Here is a 19,584-nt window from a genome sequence, read left to right as displayed (position 1 = left end):
ATTTGATAGCCCTCATTGTGCTTAACAGTGACATTGCGACACTAGCTCAGTTGGTAGAGCGCAACCTTGCCAAGGTTGAGGTCACGAGTTCGAACCTCGTGTGTCGCTCCAGCTTTATAGCTTTCATTGTGCTTAACAGTGAATTGCGACACTCGCTCGTTTATAGAGTAAAAACTTGCCAAGGTTGAGGTCACGCCTTTCTATTATGAATAGGGAACCTCGTGTGTCGCTCCAGCTTTATAGCTTTCATTGTGCTTAACAATGAATTGCGACACTCGCTCGTTTATAGAGCAAAAACTTGTCAAGGTTGAGGTCACGCCTTTCTGTTATAGATAGGGCAACCTCGTGTGTCGCTCCAATTCTTATTACTGCAAAAGCAGTGATACACGGACGCGGGATGGAGCAGCTTGGTAGCTCGTCGGGCTCATAACCCGAAGGTCGTCGGTTCAAATCCGGCTCCCGCAACCAATTCACATCGCTCTTTTCATAATGCTGCGAAGCATGAACCCCTGAAAAACAATATTTAATCCGCATCACTCGATGTCGGACGATTTCGTTTGTGTTTTAAACATGAGACGACTTGTCTGAACAGCGAATAATCTGGTGTTCGGGCCCCTTTCTGCTCTTTAATTAACAGAGTTATCCACATATGTCATTCTGTGGATAAGTTGGTTGATAAAGTGTTCTCAGCTTCAATTTGAAGGACTGTAAAGAAAGATCTTTTCTTTGTTAGGGCACAATAAAAGTTTTCTGTAACTGCGTAAATGCTTGTTTTGTATAGTAAAACTTGCTTTTATTGCGGATCGGATGCGTTAAATTAGGATCATTAATTTGTGTTTTTTTGATCCTAGTCATTTCTTCAGGTTGTGTTTAACTTTTTTATCTTCCCCGAATTCCTTCGACTCTATAATTTTTTTCCACATTACAGAATTGAGAACAAGGTCATGAATTGATCGTGCAAAAAGAGTTTTCAATCTCTTGCATATGAGCTACGCATTATGCGTCTCTTGGAAGTCCTTTTTCTACGATTCTGATTAAACGCTTTTTCTTGGTCTCAATAGAATCCGATTTATTTGCTGGAAGTTGGTTGAATTGTTGTGCAAGAGCCCATTCAATGTGTTCATCGAGCAGTTCACTTTCACCGCGTCTTGCTTCTAGGGCATCAATTGTTCTTTGGCTGTATTCTGCATTGCCAAGTGCGACAGAAATATTACGTAGCCATTGCAGGTGTCCAATTCTACGAATTGCTGACCCTTCCATTTGTTTTAGGAAGGTTGCCTCATCCCAATTGAACATGGTAACGAGATCTGGGTCTTCAAAACTCTCGCGGCGATGAAAATCCTCTTGCTCAGTGATTTCTGCATATCGATTCCAAGGGCAAACTAATTGGCAATCGTCGCATCCATAGATACGGTTTCCCATCGGTTTGCGGAACTCTTCTGGGATCACACCATCAAACTCAATCGTGAGATATGAGATACAGCGTCTCGCATCCACGACTTTTTCATCGACAATCGCTTGTGTCGGACAAGATGTGATGCAAGCTTTACATTTGTCACATTGATCAACGCTTGGTTCATCAACAGGCAAAGGTAAGTCGATAAGCAGCTCACCAAGGAAAAACCAAGAGCCGCAATCTTTATCCAAAATCAGAGAGTGTTTGCCAGTCCAGCCTAATCCGGCTTTTTGCGCCAATGGACGTTCAAGGATCGGGGCTGAGTCGACAAAAGGGCGATAGCCAAATTGTCCGACTTCTTGCTCAATAAGTTTGCCAAGTTTATTAAGCTGTTTTCTCACCAATTTGTGATAGTCACGCCCGAGCGCGTAACGGCTGATATAAGCGTGGTTTTTGTTTGCCAGATTGGAAGCAAACTTTGCTTCTGGTGGCAAGTAATCCATACGTACGCTAATCACTCGCACGGTTCCCGGCAAAAGTTCATTTGGTCTGGCGCGCATCATGCCGTGACGAGCCATCCAGTCCATTGAACCGTGGTAGCCTTGATCAAGCCATTTTTGCAGAGCCGCTTCATGTTCACTAAGATCAACATCGCAGATACCGACTTTCTGAAAGCCGATCTCTTTACCCCAAATTTTGATTTGTTGAGCGAGTTGTTCGAAGTTCATGTTTTATCACCGAGATAAAGGGGGGCGGATCTTACCGGATCTTATGAATTGGTGCTACCAGAAAGTCTAGACATAAAGCCGGGAAATAGATTTTGAAACAAAGTCATCAAAAGTTGACGCAGGCATGAGCAATTTTGTTTATGCATTCAATAGAATCAGGTAATTAGGTTTTGCCTTATTGGCTACTTTTTTCGCACATATGACATTTGAAAGCTTGTCTCTCAAAACCAACACAGTTTACTATTCCTGTTCTTTTGATTTTTATATAGTCAACGATCATTAGTTAGAGAAACATCAATGAGCACGAAACAATTTAACCTGAAAGGTGAGCATGAAACGGTAGCACTAGGTACCGCGTTGGCTCAACTTTGTTCCCAACAAACCACTATTTATCTGCATGGCGATCTGGGTGCGGGTAAAACAACCTTTAGTCGTGGTTTTGTCCGTGCTCTTGGCCATCAAGGAAACGTAAAAAGCCCGACCTATACTTTGGTTGAACCTTATCAGCTGGATAAGTGGCAAGTTTACCACTTTGATCTATACCGACTGGCAGATCCTGAAGAGTTAGAATTCATGGGGATTCGCGATTACTTCACGGATGATGCGATTTGTTTGGTTGAATGGCCAGAAAAAGGGCAAGGAATGCTGCCACAACCGGATCTTGATGTGGATATTCGCTACCAAGGCGAGCAGCGCGTAGCCGAACTTACGGCAAATAATGAATATGGTGTGCAGTTACTCAGTCGATTGGAGCTATGTTGAGTCTTTCAAAATTTAGAGTAGTGGCGGCATTTGTCGCCACTTTTCTCCTTATCATCCCCAATTTAGCATTTGCTAACGTCGTTAAAAGTTTCCGAGTTTGGCCTTCACCAGATGAGACTCGTGTTGTCATCGATTTAAGCGCGGAAGCTGACTATTCCTATTTCTCTTTATCTGGACCGGATCGCTTGGTCGTGGATATTAAAAACACGTCTATGCAAGCTAAGTTGCCTGTTACGGTAACGGACAGTCCTGTGTTGAAGCGTGTTCGTAAAAGCTCTCCGCCAAACAAAAGCACATACCGTTTGGTTTTTGAGTTGAAGAAGAGCGTCAAAGCTGAACTGTTTACGCTAAAACCAACGCCAGGTGGTCAGTATGGTCATCGTTTGGTGATTGATTTGCCACATGGGGCGAAAACATCAGCGGCGGCGAGTAATACTTCTAAGCCGAGCAAACCGGCAAAACCAAGCAAAGACATGAGTACGGTCCAACGTGCACAAGAGATTCTGATCGTGATCGACCCAGGCCACGGTGGTGAAGATCCTGGTTCAATTGGTCCATCACGTCGAAAGTATGAAAAAGACGCGGTATTGAGCATCTCTCGTAAGCTTTCAGCCCAGCTAAATGCAGTACCTGGCATCAAAACTCGCATGACTCGTACTGGTGACTACTTCGTCAACTTGAATCGCCGTGTTGCGATTGCTCGTGAACATGACGCACACTTATTAATTTCGATTCACGCCGATGCGTTTACCTCTCCTAAACCTCGTGGTGGTTCGGTGTTCGTGTTAAATACTCGTCGTGCCAATACCGAAATTGCACGTTGGGTAGAGAATCACGAGAAACAATCTGAGCTACTTGGTGGCTCTGGAACGGCATTTGTGAGCAATTCAAATGACCGTAACGTCAACCAAACTTTGTTAGATCTTCAGTTCAGTCATTCGCAAAAAGAAGGTTATAAGTTAGCGACAAACATTTTAGGTGAGATGGGCAAAGTTGCTCGCCTGCATAACTCGAAACCAATCAATACCAGCTTGGCAGTTTTGCGTTCTCCGCAGATTCCTTCTGTTTTGGTTGAAACGGGCTTTATCTCGAACCCAACGGAAGAGAAGTTACTATTCCAACGCTCTCACCAAGATAAGCTAGCGCGTGCGATTACTAAAGCTGTCGTACAGTACTTGAAAGATAATCCACCAGAAGGCACGGTGTTCTCGTCTTCTGCGAAACCTGTTGTGCATACCGTGAAGCGTGGTGAATCGCTTTCTGTGATTGCACAGAAATATGGCTCGTCGACCAAAGCGATCATGAGTGCGAACAAACTCAAATCAAGCGGTTTAGCCGTCGGTCAGAAGCTGAAAATCCCGGGTACAGGTGCCGTTTCAGTATCCATCCCGAATAAACCTAACACGGTAGAAACTGAGACAATTACGCACACTGTTAAATCTGGCGAGTTCCTCGGTAAGATCGCAAGTCACTACAAAGTGAGGATTGCTGATATCCGCCGTGAAAATAATTTAAAATCAGATACGCTTTGGGTCGGTCAGAAGTTGAAGATCACCGTTGCGGTGAAAGACAAACCAATTCGCAAACACAAGGTTGCTCGTGGAGAATACCTAGGCAAGATTGCGTCGAAATATGGTGTCAGTGTCTCTAGCATTCGCAAAGCGAACAACTTGCGCTCTGATGAGCTTGCCGTCGGGCAGGTACTGATTATTCCAAACAAGTAAGTGAACTGATAACTCATCATGACCATTAAGATTTTGCCAGCACGATTGGCAAACCAAATCGCGGCAGGGGAGGTAGTTGAAAGACCTGCCTCTGCCGTGAAAGAACTGGTAGAAAACAGTCTCGACTCTGGTGCAACCCGTATCGATATTGATATCGAGAAAGGTGGCGCTAAGCTAATTCGTGTGCGCGATAACGGCAAAGGGATTGTGAAAGATGAGTTAGGTTTGGCGCTAAGTCGCCATGCTACGTCTAAGATCCATACATTGGACGATCTCGAAGCCATCATGAGTTTGGGGTTCCGCGGTGAGGCGTTAGCGAGTATTAGCTCGGTGTCGCGCTTGACCATGACTTCTCGTCCAGCCGCACAGGAACAAGCGTGGAGTGCCTATTCTGAAGGGCGTGACATGAAGGTCAAACTCCAACCGACGGCGCATCCAATTGGTACCTCAGTTGAAGTCTTAGACCTGTTCTTTAATACGCCTGCGCGCCGTAAATTCCTCCGCACGGAAAAAACCGAATTTGCTCACATCGATGAGCTGCTAAAGCGTATTGCGTTAAGTCGCTTTGATGTCACTATCAATGTTCGCCACAACGGCAAAATGATTCGCCAATACCGCGCGGCAAAAAATCAGCTTCAAACAGAAAAACGCATTGCAGCGGTATGTGGTAATGCTTTTGTGCGTAATATGCTGCGCATCGAACTGGAACATCAAGGGCTCAAGCTTCATGGTTGGATTACAACGCCAGAAGGGGCTAGGCAGCAAAGTGATCTACAGTATTGCTACGTGAATGGCCGCATGATGCGTGACAAATTGATCAATCACGCGATTCGTCAAAGTTACGAAACCAGCCTCAAACCTGATCAATTCGCGGCATATGTATTGTTTATTGAGCTCGATCCGCACCAAGTGGATGTTAACGTGCACCCTGCAAAGCATGAAGTGCGTTTCCATCAAGCACGTCTGGTGCATGATTTCATCTATCAAGCGTTGGCAGATGCCCTTGCGCAAAGTTCAGTGATTGATAAACCACATGTGAATGAATCTGCATTCCACCACGCAGATCCTGTTGAGGCAGCAGAGTCACTTGAGGCAATGACGTCTCTCCCTGAACCAGAAAGTTCACCTGAGGCAACTAGCACTCCAGAACTAACTGGTGCTCCAGAGCATATCGCTTCCCCAGTGCCAGAACGCGTGTATCAAGCGATTGATAATACCCCAGCCTATCCGGGGCGCTCAGACTACGAAACGAAACCTCGCGATCGTATGCCAAGCGATTCCTCTGTGCGAGAAGCGCGCGTAGCGGACTCGTTCAAGAGAACAGATTGGATTGAATCAAAACCTGCGCCTAAACCGAGTGCACACAAAGAACAGCGTCATGCTGAGCCAGCACCAAGCAAACAAGAGGTGCGTGCGTATCATGAATTGCTACAGACACCTGATTTTGAACCTCGAAGCGAAACCAGTGCGGCTGCGATCACTAATCAAGCAGAGACAGCTTTAACCCCAGTGATGGCGCTGAGCAAAGCTTTAGCTGTGGTCGATGAGCAGTACGTATTAATGAGCAGCGACAGTGGTGTGGCTTTGGTTGCGTTACCAAGAGCTGAGTTCTATCGAACCAAAGGGCAACTCACACCAAGTGATGGTGCATTAAAAGCGCAACCACTACTGGTACCATTATCGGTGAAATTGGAACCGGAGTTGGTTCAACTTGCGCAGGATTACCAACAAGATTTTGCTCAGTTAGGCATTCAGCTAAAAGCTCGAAATGATAAAGCCTTGATGGTCATGGGCGTACCTTCACCATTGCGTCAACAAAACTTACAAAATTTGATACCAGATCTGTTATCTTACGCGCAAACTCGCGTGACGAGGGAAGTGGCAACGGCTCAGTTATTATCTGAGCTGATAGATTGGCTTGCTTTGCAGGTCACCACAGTTAAGAGCCACTATACTCTTTCCGAAGCCATCCAAATTATTGCGGAACTTGAACAGCTAAGACATGGTCAATTGCCATTAGAAGACACGAAATTTGTGTCTGCTGTTGATTTCTCTGCCACGATTGCCAAATTAAGACCATGACAGACAAACTACCTTTGGCGCTATTTTTAATGGGGCCAACTGCATCAGGTAAAACAGAGCTAGCGATTCGTCTTCGCCAGAAATATCCGGTTGAGATCATCAGCGTGGATTCGGCGTTGATCTACAAAGACATGAACATTGGTACGGCGAAACCTGATGAGCGCGAGCTGAGTCTAGCGCCGCATCGTCTCATCGATATTCTTGACCCGAGCGAATCGTACTCTGCGGCGGACTTCCGTCGTGATGCACTACAAGCAATGGATGACATTGTTGCAGAAGGAAAAATTCCGCTCTTGGTTGGCGGTACAATGCTGTATTACAAAGCGTTACTTGAAGGCTTATCACCTCTTCCTGCTGCAAATCCTGAAATTCGTCAGCAAATTGAGCAAGAGGCATTGACTAAAGGTTGGTCGGTGTTGCACGATGAGCTGAAAGAGATTGATCCTGTATCAGCTGCGAGAATTCATCCAAACGATCCTCAACGTTTATCGAGAGCGTTGGAAGTCTTCCGTATTTCAGGTAAAACTCTTACTGAGTTGACTCAAACTAAAGGCGACAGCTTGCCTTACCGAGTCAAACAGTTTGCAATAGCTCCCAAGGACAGGGCAGAACTTCACCGTCGAATTGAACTGCGTTTCGATAAGATGATGGAAGCGGGTTTTGAAGAGGAAATGAAAGCGTTGTATGCGCGCAAGGATCTTCACCCTGATCTTCCTTCTATCCGTTGCGTTGGCTACAGACAGATGTGGGAGTACTTAGATGGGGACTGCACACGCGACGAAGCCGTTTTTCGTGGCATTTGTGCAACTCGTCAATTGGCCAAGCGTCAAATCACCTGGTTACGCAGCTGGAATGATTTAACTTGGTTGGATAGCGATAACATTGAACAGGCACTTGAAACCATGTCAGAAGCAATAGCATCTGATTGAGATAGCTGTGTATAATGTGATCGTTTTTGCGTGAACGCACTCTCAAAGGATCTGTTATTGGCGGTTTTTATACTATGCTGCTAATTACTTAGGGTGCATTTTTGATTCGTTTAGCTCAGATGCAAAAAGCAGTACCTTTTGCATTGCACCACTAGCTAAATAATTACAACTACAAATTAAATAAGGAAAATAAAATGGCTAAGGGGCAATCTCTACAAGACCCATTCCTAAATGCGCTACGTCGTGAGCGTATCCCGGTATCTATCTACCTTGTGAACGGTATCAAACTGCAAGGTCAGATCGAATCTTTCGATCAATTCGTGATCCTATTGAAGAACACTGTTAACCAAATGGTGTACAAGCACGCAATCTCTACAGTTGTGCCGGCTCGTCCAGTAAGCCACCACAGCGGTGCTCGTGCTCAAGGTGATCGTCCACAAGAGAAATCTGAAGATTAATTCTTCATTTAGTATTTTTACAATAAGGAGTTGATTGCTTGTTTGACCGTTATGAATCCGGTGAGCGAGCCGTACTTGTTCATATCAACTTCACGCAAGAAGGTGAATGGGAAGATCTAGCTGAATTCGAAATGCTGGTTTCTTCCGCTGGGGTAGAGACGCTACAAGTTGTGACTGGTAGTCGTCAATCCCCACACCCGAAATACTATGTCGGAGAGGGTAAGGCACAAGAAATTGCTACTGCGGTGCAATTAACTGGCGCTGAAATTGTGATTTTTAATCACTCCCTCTCTCCTGCCCAAGAACGTAACCTCGAAGCACTGTGCAAATGTCGAGTTCTCGACCGCACCGGTCTCATCCTCGATATCTTTGCTCAACGAGCACGAACACACGAAGGTAAGCTACAAGTTGAGCTAGCCCAACTTCGCCATATTTCTACTCGTTTGATTCGCGGTTGGACGCACCTTGAAAGGCAGAAAGGCGGTATCGGTCTACGTGGTCCAGGTGAAACCCAATTAGAAACCGACCGCCGTTTATTGCGTGACAGAATCAAAGCTATCTTGCGTCGACTTGAAAAAGTGGCCAAGCAGCGTGAACAAGGACGCCGTGCCCGAAACCGAGCTGAAATACCAACCATTTCTCTCGTGGGCTACACCAACGCGGGTAAGTCGACACTCTTCAACCGTATTACAGAAGCTGGCGTTTACGCGGCAGATCAACTGTTTGCTACTCTTGACCCAACTTTACGTAAGATAGAGTTAGCAGATGTAGGACCTGCAATACTTGCAGATACTGTTGGTTTTATCCGACACCTGCCTCACGATTTGGTTGCTGCCTTCAAAGCAACCTTGCAGGAAACGCAAGAAGCTGACATTTTGTTACATGTTGTTGATGCCAGTGACGAGCGTTTTCGTGAGAATATTCAAGCTGTTCATGAAGTCTTAGAAGAGATCGATGCACATGAAGTGCCGACGCTCGTAGTAATGAACAAGATTGACAATCTAGAAGAGCAGAAACCACGTATAGAACGAGATGAGGAAGGCGTGCCTCGCGCGGTCTGGGTTTCTGCAATGGATGGATTAGGCATTGATCTTCTGTTTGACGCGCTGACCGAGCGTTTAGCGTCGCAAATGGTTGAGCATCAGTTGCGAATTCCTCCACAGTATCAAGGACGATTCCGTAGTACATTCTTCCAAATGAAGTGTATTCAACGTGAGGAATATGACCAGGAAGGTAACTTGTTGATCGATATTCGAATGCAACAGGTAGATTGGTCTAGACTTGAAAAAAGAGAAGGGGCAGTTTTAGTCGACTTTATAGTCACTTAAAGGACTGCTACAGTATAACGTCATATCAAATGATGGAGCTTTCTAATGGCGTGGAATGAGCCTGGAAATAACAACGGCAACAATGGCCGCGATAATGACCCTTGGGGTAATAATAATCGTGGTGGCCAGCGTCCTGGTGGCCGAGATCAAGGTCCGCCAGATTTAGATGAAGTGTTCAGCAAACTGAGTCAAAAGCTGGGTGGCAAGTTTGGTAAAAAAGGCGGCGGTGGTTCTTCTATCGGCGGTGGCGGTGGTGCAATTGGCTTCGGCGTAATTGCGGTTATTGCGATTGCGGTGTGGTTCTTCGCTGGTTTTTACACCATCGGTGAAGCAGAACGTGGTGTTGTGCTGCGTTTAGGTAAATACGACCGTATCGTAGACCCAGGTCTGAACTGGCGTCCTCGTTTTATCGACGAATACGAAGCGGTTAACGTGCAAGCGATTCGTTCGCTACGTGCATCTGGTCTAATGCTGACAAAAGATGAAAACGTAGTAACAGTAGCAATGGACGTTCAATACCGTGTTGCTGACCCATACAAATATCTATACCGCGTAACCAATGCAGACGACAGCTTGCGTCAAGCAACAGATTCGGCGCTACGTGCGGTAATTGGTGACTCACTGATGGATAGCATCCTAACAAGTGGTCGTCAGCAAATCCGTCAAACGACACAAGAAACGCTAAATCAAATCATCGATAGCTACGATATGGGTATCGTGATTGTTGATGTGAACTTCCAGTCTGCGCGTCCGCCAGAGCAAGTTAAAGATGCGTTTGATGATGCAATCGCTGCGCGTGAGGATGAAGAGCGTTTCATCCGTGAAGCAGAAGCTTACAAGAACGAAATCTTGCCGAAAGCAACAGGTCGTGCAGAGCGTTTGAAGAAAGAAGCGCAAGGTTACAACGAGCGTGTAACCAACGAAGCTCTTGGTCAAGTAGCTCAGTTTGAAAAACTACTGCCTGAATACCAAGCGGCACCTGGTGTAACTCGTGACCGTCTGTACCTAGACGCGATGGAAGAGGTTTACTCAAGCACATCGAAAGTGTTGATTGACTCTGAATCTAGCGGCAACCTTCTTTACCTTCCAATCGATAAACTGGCTGGTCAAGATGGTCAAACAGACACTAAACGTAAATCGAAATCGACTTCAACGTACGATCACATCCAATTGGAATCTGAGCGTTCGCAAGAAGACACTTCGAACACGCAGTCTCGTTCAACTGGTACACGTCAAGGGAGATACTAAGAATGCGTAAGTTAATGATCCCTGTACTGGTCATCGCACTGGCATTGATGCTGATGTCACTGTTTGTGATTCCTGAAGGCGACCGCGGTATTGTGGTTCGATTTGGTCGTGTCTTGAAAGACAACAACGACATTACTCGTATTTACGAGCCGGGTCTGCATTTCAAAATGCCTTTGTTTGACCGCGTGAAAACACTAGATGCGCGTATCCAAACAATGGATGGTCGTGCTGACCGTTTCGTAACGTCTGAGAAAAAAGACGTAATCATCGATACCTACGTGAAGTGGCGTATTGAGGATTTCGGTCGTTACTACCTAGCAACTGGCGGTGGTAACACGCTGACTGCTGAAGCGCTTCTTGAGCGTAAAGTAACAGACGTTCTACGTGCAGAAATCGGTTCTCGTGAAATCAAGCAAATCGTATCTGGCCCACGTAATAACGACGTACTTCCAGAAGACGCAAGCAGTGATGAAGTGAGCACTGAGGCGGCTCGTGAAGCATTAGAAATCGATGGCGAACGTGACCTAATCATGTCTGAAGTGTTGAAAGACACGCGTGACAGCGCAATGAAAGACTTGGGTGTTCGTATCGTCGACTTCCGTATGAAGAAGATCAACCTACCAGATGAGATCAGTGAATCTATCTACCGTCGTATGCGCGCAGAGCGTGAGTCGGTAGCTCGTAAACACCGTTCTCAAGGTCGTGAGAAAGCAGAAGTAATCCGCGCACAAGCTGAGCTTGAAGTAGCGACGATTCTTGCTGAAGCAGACAAAACAGCTCGTGTAACACGAGGTGAAGCGGATGCAGAAGCGGCGAAGATCTACGCAAATGCGTACAACAAAGATCCTGAGTTCTTCAGCTTCCTACGTTCTCTAAAAGCTTACGAGAAATCGTTCAGCTCTAAGAGTGACATCCTTGTTCTGGATCCGAAGAGTGAATTCTTCCAATACATGAACAACGCGAAAGGCGCAGAAGCGAAATAACCTAAGCGTTACCGCAAATTGAAAAGGCTCCGTTATGGAGCCTTTTTTGTATCTTTTGTTTCTAACGGTATCTGCTAGACAAATTCAAGATAGAGTCAGAAGCGTGATTAACTCATCATGATAGCGATGACAGCCCCTGCTACCACTAAGCAACCACCAATGCGACGTAATTGGTTATCTGGCTGCTCACTCAACTGAGCCACCATGTTGCGCCAGCCATTTGGGGCGACCAATGGTCCCATACCTTCAACAATCAATACTAGCCCTATCGCTAGCCAAATAGACTCAGACATCATGATTCCTAGTTGAATTCTGAAAAGTAAATATTATCAGCGATGTAGTGATTTCGAAATGAGCAGGGGTGGCGAGTTTGCATTCTAGTATCAACTCTGTGAACAAAAAATGACTGCAAGAAGAGTGATTCAGTGCTAGAATCCATTTTTAACTAGCAATCAGACTTGGAAAGATGGGAAATAACGTAGTCGTTCTAGGCACCCAATGGGGTGACGAAGGTAAAGGTAAAATCGTAGACCTTTTAACTGAAGATGCAAAATACGTGGTACGCTACCAAGGCGGTCACAACGCAGGTCACACACTTGTAATTGACGGTGAAAAAACCGTTCTTCACTTAATTCCATCAGGTATCCTTCGCGATAACGTAAAATGCGTTATCGGTAACGGTGTTGTACTATCGCCTGAAGCTCTAATTAAAGAAATGAAACCTCTTGAAGAGCGCGGCATTCCAGTACGCGAACGTCTTTTCATTTCTGAAGCATGTCCTCTAATTCTTCCTTACCACGTTGCAATGGACCAAGCTCGCGAAATCGCTCGCGGTAAAAAAGCTATCGGTACAACGGGTCGTGGTATCGGTCCAGCATACGAAGATAAAGTTGCTCGTCGCGGTCTACGCGTTGGCGACCTATTCGATATGGCTACTTTTGCAGAGAAACTAAAAGAAGTAATGGAATTCCATAACTTCCAACTAGTTAACTTCTACAAAGCTGAGCCAGTAAGCTACGAAGAAGTACTTGAGCAAGCGAAAGGCTACGCTGAACTACTAACTTCAATGGTTATCGACGTAACTGACGAACTAGACGCAGCACGTAAGCGCGGCGACAAGATCATGTTCGAAGGTGCACAAGGTACTCTACTTGATATCGACCACGGTACTTACCCGTACGTAACTTCTTCTAACACGACTGCTGGTGGTGTTGCTGCAGGTTCTGGTTTCGGTCCTCGTCACATCGGTTACATCCTTGGTATCGCGAAAGCTTACTGTACTCGCGTTGGTGCAGGTCCATTCCCGACTGAGCTATACGACGGTCTAGACAAGCAAGATCCAGTAGGTAAACACCTAGGTGAAGTTGGTCACGAGTTTGGTGCGACAACAGGTCGTTTACGCCGTACTGGTTGGTTCGATGCTGTTGCTATGCGTCGTGCAATCCAAATCAACTCTGTATCTGGTTTCTGTCTAACTAAACTAGACGTACTAGATGGTCTAGAAGAGCTAAAAATCTGTACTGGTTACAAGATGGAAGATGGCTCTACGCTAGAAGTTTCTCCGATGGCTGCTGAAGCATTCGAAAAAGCAACGCCTATCTACGAAACAATGCCAGGTTGGTCTGAGAACACATTCGGTGCGAAATCAATCGAAGAGCTACCACAAGCTGCTCTAGATTACATCAAGCGTATCGAAGAGCTAACTGGCGTGCCAGTAGACATCATCTCTACAGGTCCTGACCGTAACGAAACTATCATTAAGGTTCACCCATTCGAAGCTTAATCGATACTCGTTAGAGATTATAAAAACCGGCTTTTATAGCCGGTTTTTTTGTATCTGTGAGTTGGGTTCACTGCCGAAAAATGCGACTCGCCGTGGCAAATATTTGCCGTTAAGCTTAAGTAGGAGGCAAAAATTGCCTAAAGCTTAACTGACCTTTGCCGATAAGGTTATCAAGCAGAGGAGATCCTTGGCTGATCTTTGGTTTCTTAGATACCTTAAAGAGTACATTTATGAAGTTACGAACAGTGGCTGCTTCACTGTTATTGATGCTGAGTGCGACATCGGCTTGGGCAGATGTTGCCGATGTAGGGGCGCCTGTCCCCATCTACACCGAAGCAGAGCTTATTAAGCTTATTGAGCAGAATAAGCACTTAGAACGCGTGCGCGCTGATAACTGCCAGCTAGTGGAAGATATCGTGGCACGTGCGACGCGCATTAACTTGCCGTCTTATGAATTCCTTTATGGCGATATGTTGGCGTGGGGCGTATGTGTAGAGCAAGACGTAGAGCTCGGTCTTTACTACATGGAAAATGCAGCCCACCAAGGCTTGCCAGCTGCACTAGAGCAGCTAGGTCGCTATTACTCTCGCGGTACTTTAGTCCAACAAGATAAAGAACGTGCAATCCCATACCTGCGAGAAGCGGCGGCAATGGGCAACTTAAATGCGCGTATTCATCTTGCTGAGCTATTGCTGCGTGATTACGGTAGTCCGTTGGATTACGAAGATGCCTACCGTTGGCTTTATAATTCGGTGACTGCCGATCAAAGAAAGCACAAACGTATTGCGATGCTGAGAAACGGTCTTGAGCAACGCATGCCACAAAACATTATTGCGCGCGCTAAGCGCCGCGACACTTTCTGGTAGGTGTACTCTTAAAACACCAGTAACTTCATAAAGCTCTGCCAATACATACAACAAAGCCCACATCATGTGGGCTTTGTTGTTTTTCCCGAAGCGTAATTGCAGGCGATTAAACGACTTTGTGTGGACCAAAGCACTCGTAATGGAACTGCTCTTGCGCTACGCCAAGCTCAAGTAATTGTTTCGCGACGTGCTGCATAAAGCCAACAGGACCACAGAAGTAGACTTGTACGTTGTCTTGCTTAAGGGCTGCTTCAATTTCAGTTAAGTTGACGAAACCGGTGAAGTGGAAGTCTTCACCAATCTTGTCTTCTGCTGTTGGTTGGTTGTACCAAACCAACGAGTTCATGTTCTCTTTAGCATTTACGAGCTGGTTTACGTGCTGTTTGAATGCGTGTTGTTGACCGTTTTCTGTAGCATGTACCCATGTGACTGGTGCTTGGTGCTCAGAAAGGCTCTCAAGCATTGATAGAGTCGGAGTTAGACCAACGCCCGCTGATACCAAAACAACCGGTGTAGCCGCGTCCACATCCATAAAGAAATCACCCGCAGGTGCCGCAAGTTGCACCTTATCGCCGATGCTCAACTCATCGTGAAGGAAGTTCGATACTTTACCGCCTTCTTCACGTTTTACCGAGATACGGTAAGTGTTCTCTTGAACCGCAGAGGATAGGCTGTATTGGCGAATCTCTTGGTTTTCGAACTTATCACTGTTGATGTAGATACCTAGGTATTGACCAGGTTTGTACTCAGAAACCACTTCACCATCGGTTGGTTTGAAAACAAAGCTACAGATGTTTTCGCTCTCAAGCTGCTTGCCCACCAACTCAAATTCACGCAGGCCACGCCAGCCACCTTGCAGTGCTGCATTCTCTTGGTAGATTTGCTCTTCACGCTGAATAAATACATTGGCCAGCACGTCATAAGCTTCTGCCCATGCATCAATCACTTCCTGACCCGGAGAGAACAACTCGTCGATCGTCGCAAGTAGATGTGTACCAACGATTTGGTACTGATCTTTGGTGATCATAAAACTGGTGTGTTTATGGGCGATTTTTTCTACTGCACCAAGCAGTGCTGGTAGGTTATCGATGTTGGTTGCGTAAGCGCAGATTGCATTAAATAGAGCTTCACGTTGGTCACCATTACGCTGATTACTCATGTTGAAAATGTCTTTCAACTCAGGGTTATGGGTGAACATACGATCGTAAAAGTGTGCCGTTAACTTCGGACCGGTTTCAGCAAGAAGTGGTGCGGTTGCTTTCACGATATCAATGGTTTGGTTGCTGAGCATAATGGCTTCCTATTTAAAGTTGTATTTGTAATGCATGTTTAAAGTTGTATCTCAAATGTATCTTTCGATCAAGAAAAGAATTACAATTTTGCTACTACAGAGGATAGCAACATGCAGTTAACTAGCTTTACCGATTATGCGCTCAGAACCTTGATTTACTTGGCTTCATTGCCAAAAGATGAGCTGACAAATATTACCGAAGTGACTGATTTATTTGGTGTATCACGTAACCATATGGTGAAAGTGATTAACCGTCTTGGTCAGCTTGGTTATGTGCATACGGTGCGCGGTAAAAATGGTGGTATTCGTTTGATGAAAGCGCCGCAAGACATCACTGTCGGTGGTGTGGTGCGTGATTTAGAGCCATTAGATTTGGTGAATTGTTCTGTGGAATTTTGCCATATCACGCCGGCATGTCGTCTAAAAGAAAAGCTAGCGAAAGCGAAAATGGCGTTTTTGGCTGAATTAGATGGCTGCACGATTGAAGAGCTATTAAGTGATAATTCTGAACTGCTGATCTTACTTACCCGTCCTTAGCCTTCTTAACGTTCTATAAATCTTCTCACTGACACTCTTTTTTAAAGCAATTTCTGTAGCTTATCGAGAGACTCGGATATACTAGCTCTATACCTTCCTTGCTAGATAGGCGTGCCTATGTCAGACAATATTCCAAACGATCCTTTCGCAGATCGTGAATCCAAAAATTACGAAAATCCAATCCCAAGCCGAGAGTTCATTCTTGAGTTTCTAGAAGAAGCGGGCGTACCGATGAATCGCAATGATTTGTTTGAAGCGCTAAAACTTGAAGGTGAAGAGCATTACGAAGGTTTACGCCGTCGACTGCGCGCAATGGAGCGTGATGGTCAGCTCGTATTTACGCGCCGTCAGTGTTATGCGTTGCCAGAAAAACTTGAGATGGTGAAAGGTTACGTAATTGGTCACAAAGATGGTCATGGTTGGGTTCGTCCAGAAGGCAGTGTCGGCAAGGATAATGACATTGTACTGCCGCATCACCAGATGAAGCACATCATCCACGGTGACTACGTGTTGGTGCAACCAACTGACAATAGCAAGCGTGGTCGTCGTGAAGGTCGTCTTGTTCGTGTTTTAGAAGAGCGTAACACGCAGATCGTGGGGCGTTTCTTCCTTGAATACGGCTACTCATACGTTGTGCCAGATGACTCTCGCATCAGCCAAGATATTCTGATCCCAAATGAGCACAAAGCAGGTGCTCGTATGGGTAACGTGGTCGTTATTGAGATTACTGATCGCGGCTCTCGCTCACGTGGCATGATGGGTAAAGTGGTTGAAGTTCTTGGTGAGAACATGGCGCCGGGCATGGAAACGCAAATAGCAATCCGTACCCACCAAATTCCACACGATTGGCCAGCAGCCGTCGATAAACAGATCGAAAATCTGGGCGAAGAAGTTCCAGAAGAAGCAAAAGAAGGTCGTGTCGATCTACGTGACTTGCCGCTAGTAACCATTGATGGCGAAGACGCTCGTGACTTTGATGATGCGGTTTACTGTGAGAAGAAAAAGAGTGGCGGTTGGCGCCTATGGGTCGCAATTGCTGACGTAAGTTACTACGTGCGTACAGACTCTGCGCTGGACAAAGAAGCCATCAACCGTGGTAACTCGGTATACTTTCCATCGCAAGTTGTGCCAATGCTACCTGAAGTGCTATCAAACGGTTTGTGTTCACTTAACCCTCAGGTTGATCGCTTGTGTATGGTATGTGAGATGACCATCTCTGACACCGGTAAGCTATCAGGCTATAAACACTACGAAGCTGTGATGAACTCGCATGCGCGTCTGACTTACAACAAAGTGGGTGCGATTCTAGAAGGGGATGAAGAGCTGCGCATGCGTTATCACGCTGTCGTTCCTCACCTTGAAGAGCTGCACGCGATGTACAAAGTACTTAAAGAAGCGCGTGATAACCGTGGTGCGATTGAATTCGAAACCGTTGAAGCTAAATTTATCTTCAATGCGGATCGTAAGATTGAAAGCATCGAGCCGGTAATTCGTAACGACGCACATAAGATCATCGAAGAATGTATGATCCTAGCGAACATCGCTTCAGCGTCTTACGTTGAGAAAGCAAAAGAGCCAGCGTTGTACCGTGTTCACGAATCTCCGGGTGAACTGCGCCTGCAGGGGTTCCGTGATTTCCTCAGTGAGCTAGGTCTGGATCTGAAAGGTGGTTTAGAGCCATCACCAACCGATTATGCAGATTTGGTAAAACAAATTGCAGAACGTCAGGACAAAGAACTGATTCAAACCATGTTACTGCGCTCAATGAAGCAAGCGGTATACAACGCAGACAATGCCGGTCACTTTGGTCTAGCGCTGAAACGTTACGCGCACTTCACGTCGCCAATTCGTCGTTACCCTGACCTGTTGCTGCACCGCGCAATCAAGTACCTGATTGCTAAAGAAGAAGGTCGCAACCAAGATCGTTGGACACCAACTGGCGGTTACCATTACTCGTTTGACGACATGGACTTCTACGGTGAGCAATGTTCGATGACAGAGCGGCGTGCAGACGACGCAACTCGTGAAGTGGCAGATTGGTTGAAGTGTGAATACATGCAAGACCATGTTGGCGACGAGCTGGATGGTGTTATTGCCAATGTAACCAGCTTTGGTTTCTTTGTTCGTCTGACGGAACTGCATATCGATGGTTTGGTGCATATTTCAACGCTAGCGAACGACTACTACCAATTTGATCCTATTGGTCAAAGACTTATCGGCGAAAGCTTCGGTAACATCTATCGCCTAGGCGATGCGGTAAAAGTGAAAGTGCTTGCGGTTAACTTAAATGACAAGCAAATTGACTTTGAATTAATCGAAACAAGCCGTAAGCTACGCGGCAAAGGTAAGACTGCGAAGAAACGCGCAGCGGATGCCAAACGCAAAGCGAAAGAGAAAAAACGTGCGGCAACGAAAGGCGGCACTCGTGCAATACCTGCGATTGAACCAACCAAGCGACCAGAATCTGCTGAAGCAGAAAAACCTCGCAAAAATGGAGCAAAACGCAGTGACACTGAAGGTGCTAAAAAGCCGAAGAAAGCACGCAAGAAAAAGCCACACAGTAAGCCGAGAAAGACTAAGCGTACTAAGAGCGACGCTGAGTAGGCTGAATCGCCAATCTAGTCTGGATTTAAAGGGGTAGATTGGCGCAGGCAATACGACCAGAACAACAGGTTAAACAATGAGTAACGAATTTATCTACGGCATTCACGCAGTGAAGGCGGTATTGGAGCGCGAACCAGAGCGTTTTATCGAAGCATTTGTGCTAAAAGGTCGTCAAGACGATCGCCTAATGCCAATTTTAAATGACCTTCAGGTATGTGGTGTTTCGATTCAGCAAATGACGCGTAAAACCTTGGATGACAAAGCGCGTGGCGCAAACCACCAAGGCATCATCGCTCGCGTGAAGCCAGCGAAACAGCTGAACGAAAACGACATCGATGGCATCCTAGCGCAGCACGAGTCACCGCTACTATTGGTGTTGGATGGCGTGACGGATCCGCATAACCTAGGGGCTTGTCTACGTAATGCCGACGCAGCTGGCGTAGCAGCGATCATCGTACCGAAAGATCGCTCTGCACCGATGAACGCAACTGTAAGCAAAGTAGCTTGTGGTGCAGCAGAAGTCGTGCCATTGATCCGAGTGACCAACTTGGCTCGTACTATGCGTACACTGCAAGAGCAAGGCATCTGGTTTGTTGGTACGGCGGGCGAAGCGACGCACGATATTTACCAAGCAAAACTAACGGGTCCTCTTGCTATCGTAATGGGTGCAGAAGGTGACGGCATGCGTCGTCTGACTCGCGAAACCTGTGATGATTTGATTAAGATCCCAATGGCAGGTAGCGTTTCAAGCTTGAACGTATCTGTGGCATCTGGCATTTGTTTGTTTGAAGCGGTTCGTCAGCGTATTGCTGCAAAGTAATTGCTAAATAAATTTCTAATAAACAAATAGTTACTACAAAGTCAG

16 protein-coding genes and 2 tRNA genes are annotated in these 19,584 nt (G+C 46.1%); 15 read left to right on the top strand and 3 right to left on the bottom strand.

The window, feature by feature from the left end; genetic code table 11:
* The first annotated feature begins 35 nt into the window (after window positions 1-35).
* A tRNA-Gly gene (locus tag VHA02S_RS19470) sits at window positions 36-111 on the top strand.
* Window positions 112-391: 280 nt separating this feature from the next.
* A tRNA-Met gene (locus VHA02S_RS19465) sits at window positions 392-468 on the top strand.
* 528 nt (window positions 469-996) lie between these two features.
* On the opposite strand, the gene queG is transcribed toward VHA02S_RS19465, so the two are convergent.
* Window positions 997-2,124 carry a tRNA epoxyqueuosine(34) reductase QueG gene (gene queG, locus VHA02S_RS19460; protein ID WP_038897862.1) on the bottom strand — a complete coding sequence of 376 codons (1,128 nt, stop codon included), beginning with the start codon at window positions 2,122-2,124 and terminating at the stop codon, window positions 997-999.
* A 297-nt stretch (window positions 2,125-2,421) separates the two neighbouring features.
* Here queG and tsaE point away from each other — a divergent pair, with 297 nt between their 5' ends.
* The 8 genes from tsaE (at window position 2,422) to hflC (ending at window position 11,638) form a co-directional block, all read left to right on the top strand.
* Window positions 2,422-2,886, top strand: a complete 465-nt coding sequence (gene tsaE / locus VHA02S_RS19455) for a tRNA (adenosine(37)-N6)-threonylcarbamoyltransferase complex ATPase subunit type 1 TsaE (RefSeq protein ID WP_038897863.1) — start codon at window positions 2,422-2,424, stop codon at window positions 2,884-2,886.
* Window positions 2,880-4,610: a LysM peptidoglycan-binding domain-containing protein gene (locus VHA02S_RS19450; RefSeq protein ID WP_005451397.1), complete on the top strand. Its 1,731-nt coding sequence runs from the start codon at window positions 2,880-2,882 to the stop codon at window positions 4,608-4,610. Before tsaE ends, VHA02S_RS19450 begins: the two co-directional genes overlap by 7 nt.
* An 18-nt stretch (window positions 4,611-4,628) precedes the next feature.
* Window positions 4,629-6,692 carry a DNA mismatch repair endonuclease MutL gene (gene mutL, locus VHA02S_RS19445; protein WP_038897864.1) on the top strand — a complete coding sequence of 688 codons (2,064 nt, stop codon included), beginning with the start codon at window positions 4,629-4,631 and terminating at the stop codon, window positions 6,690-6,692.
* Window positions 6,689-7,621, top strand: coding sequence for a tRNA (adenosine(37)-N6)-dimethylallyltransferase MiaA (gene miaA, locus VHA02S_RS19440; RefSeq protein WP_005451402.1), 933 nt, complete (start codon window positions 6,689-6,691; stop codon window positions 7,619-7,621). Before mutL ends, miaA begins: the two co-directional genes overlap by 4 nt.
* 194 nt (window positions 7,622-7,815) lie before the next feature.
* Window positions 7,816-8,079 (top strand): RNA chaperone Hfq, encoded by a 264-nt coding sequence (gene hfq, locus VHA02S_RS19435; RefSeq protein WP_038897865.1) that lies wholly within the window; start codon window positions 7,816-7,818, stop codon window positions 8,077-8,079.
* Window positions 8,080-8,117: 38 nt separating this feature from the next.
* On the top strand, window positions 8,118-9,407 hold the full coding sequence (hflX, locus tag VHA02S_RS19430) for a ribosome rescue GTPase HflX (RefSeq protein ID WP_005451407.1): 1,290 nt from the start codon (window positions 8,118-8,120) through the stop codon (window positions 9,405-9,407).
* A 45-nt stretch (window positions 9,408-9,452) separates the two neighbouring features.
* Window positions 9,453-10,655: an FtsH protease activity modulator HflK gene (gene hflK, locus VHA02S_RS19425; protein WP_005451415.1), complete on the top strand. Its 1,203-nt coding sequence runs from the start codon at window positions 9,453-9,455 to the stop codon at window positions 10,653-10,655.
* A 2-nt stretch (window positions 10,656-10,657) separates the two neighbouring features.
* Window positions 10,658-11,638: a protease modulator HflC gene (gene hflC, locus VHA02S_RS19420; protein ID WP_009697541.1), complete on the top strand. Its 981-nt coding sequence runs from the start codon at window positions 10,658-10,660 to the stop codon at window positions 11,636-11,638.
* A 107-nt stretch (window positions 11,639-11,745) separates the two neighbouring features.
* Here hflC and VHA02S_RS19415 read toward each other — a convergent pair whose 3' ends face one another.
* Window positions 11,746-11,931, bottom strand: a complete 186-nt coding sequence (locus VHA02S_RS19415) for a DUF2065 domain-containing protein (protein ID WP_038897867.1) — start codon at window positions 11,929-11,931, stop codon at window positions 11,746-11,748.
* A 173-nt stretch (window positions 11,932-12,104) separates the two neighbouring features.
* On the opposite strand from VHA02S_RS19415, the gene VHA02S_RS19410 reads away from it, so the two are divergent.
* Both VHA02S_RS19410 and motX read left to right on the top strand, forming a co-directional pair.
* A complete protein-coding gene (locus VHA02S_RS19410) occupies window positions 12,105-13,421 on the top strand; it encodes an adenylosuccinate synthase (RefSeq protein ID WP_005451418.1) in 1,317 nt (438 codons plus the stop codon).
* A 230-nt stretch (window positions 13,422-13,651) separates the two neighbouring features.
* Window positions 13,652-14,287, top strand: coding sequence for a flagellar protein MotX (gene motX, locus VHA02S_RS19405; RefSeq protein ID WP_005451422.1), 636 nt, complete (start codon window positions 13,652-13,654; stop codon window positions 14,285-14,287).
* Window positions 14,288-14,393: 106 nt separating this feature from the next.
* Here motX and hmpA read toward each other — a convergent pair whose 3' ends face one another.
* Window positions 14,394-15,578 (bottom strand): NO-inducible flavohemoprotein, encoded by a 1,185-nt coding sequence (hmpA, locus tag VHA02S_RS19400; protein ID WP_038897868.1) that lies wholly within the window; start codon window positions 15,576-15,578, stop codon window positions 14,394-14,396.
* 111 nt (window positions 15,579-15,689) lie between these two features.
* Between hmpA and nsrR the strand changes: the two genes are divergently transcribed.
* The 3 genes from nsrR (at window position 15,690) to rlmB (ending at window position 19,539) form a co-directional block, all read left to right on the top strand.
* Window positions 15,690-16,115 (top strand): nitric oxide-sensing transcriptional repressor NsrR, encoded by a 426-nt coding sequence (nsrR, locus tag VHA02S_RS19395; protein WP_009703335.1) that lies wholly within the window; start codon window positions 15,690-15,692, stop codon window positions 16,113-16,115.
* 117 nt (window positions 16,116-16,232) lie between these two features.
* Entirely contained in the window at window positions 16,233-18,719 is a 2,487-nt protein-coding gene (rnr, locus tag VHA02S_RS19390) for a ribonuclease R (RefSeq protein ID WP_005451428.1), read from the top strand.
* 76 nt (window positions 18,720-18,795) lie between these two features.
* Complete coding sequence (gene rlmB, locus VHA02S_RS19385; protein WP_005451431.1) at window positions 18,796-19,539, top strand: 23S rRNA (guanosine(2251)-2'-O)-methyltransferase RlmB; 744 nt, start codon at window positions 18,796-18,798, stop codon at window positions 19,537-19,539.
* Window positions 19,540-19,584 lie beyond the last annotated feature (45 nt).

It is taken from the genome of Vibrio harveyi NBRC 15634 = ATCC 14126 = KCTC 12724 (genome assembly GCF_001591145.1).
Taxonomy (GTDB): Bacteria; Pseudomonadota; Gammaproteobacteria; order Enterobacterales; family Vibrionaceae; genus Vibrio; species Vibrio harveyi.
This window is presented reverse-complemented; position numbering and strand designations above follow the sequence as displayed.

Bases quoted from the DNA above. Each gene is read 5' to 3' on its own strand.
- VHA02S_RS19415 (WP_038897867.1), bottom strand. From the start codon at position 11,931: ATGTCTGAGTCTATTTGGCTAGCGATAGGGCTAGTATTGATTGTTGAA.
- miaA (WP_005451402.1), top strand. From the start codon at position 6,689: ATGACAGACAAACTACCTTTGGCGCTATTTTTAATGGGGCCAACTGCA.
- VHA02S_RS19450 (WP_005451397.1), top strand. From the start codon at position 2,880: ATGTTGAGTCTTTCAAAATTTAGAGTAGTGGCGGCATTTGTCGCCACT.
- hflC (WP_009697541.1), top strand. From the start codon at position 10,658: ATGCGTAAGTTAATGATCCCTGTACTGGTCATCGCACTGGCATTGATG.
- queG (WP_038897862.1), bottom strand. From the start codon at position 2,124: ATGAACTTCGAACAACTCGCTCAACAAATCAAAATTTGGGGTAAAGAG.
- mutL (WP_038897864.1), top strand. From the start codon at position 4,629: ATGACCATTAAGATTTTGCCAGCACGATTGGCAAACCAAATCGCGGCA.
- hflK (WP_005451415.1), top strand. From the start codon at position 9,453: ATGGCGTGGAATGAGCCTGGAAATAACAACGGCAACAATGGCCGCGAT.
- rnr (WP_005451428.1), top strand. From the start codon at position 16,233: ATGTCAGACAATATTCCAAACGATCCTTTCGCAGATCGTGAATCCAAA.
- hfq (WP_038897865.1), top strand. From the start codon at position 7,816: ATGGCTAAGGGGCAATCTCTACAAGACCCATTCCTAAATGCGCTACGT.
- hmpA (WP_038897868.1), bottom strand. From the start codon at position 15,578: ATGCTCAGCAACCAAACCATTGATATCGTGAAAGCAACCGCACCACTT.
- VHA02S_RS19410 (WP_005451418.1), top strand. From the start codon at position 12,105: ATGGGAAATAACGTAGTCGTTCTAGGCACCCAATGGGGTGACGAAGGT.
- nsrR (WP_009703335.1), top strand. From the start codon at position 15,690: ATGCAGTTAACTAGCTTTACCGATTATGCGCTCAGAACCTTGATTTAC.
- tsaE (WP_038897863.1), top strand. From the start codon at position 2,422: ATGAGCACGAAACAATTTAACCTGAAAGGTGAGCATGAAACGGTAGCA.
- rlmB (WP_005451431.1), top strand. From the start codon at position 18,796: ATGAGTAACGAATTTATCTACGGCATTCACGCAGTGAAGGCGGTATTG.
- motX (WP_005451422.1), top strand. From the start codon at position 13,652: ATGAAGTTACGAACAGTGGCTGCTTCACTGTTATTGATGCTGAGTGCG.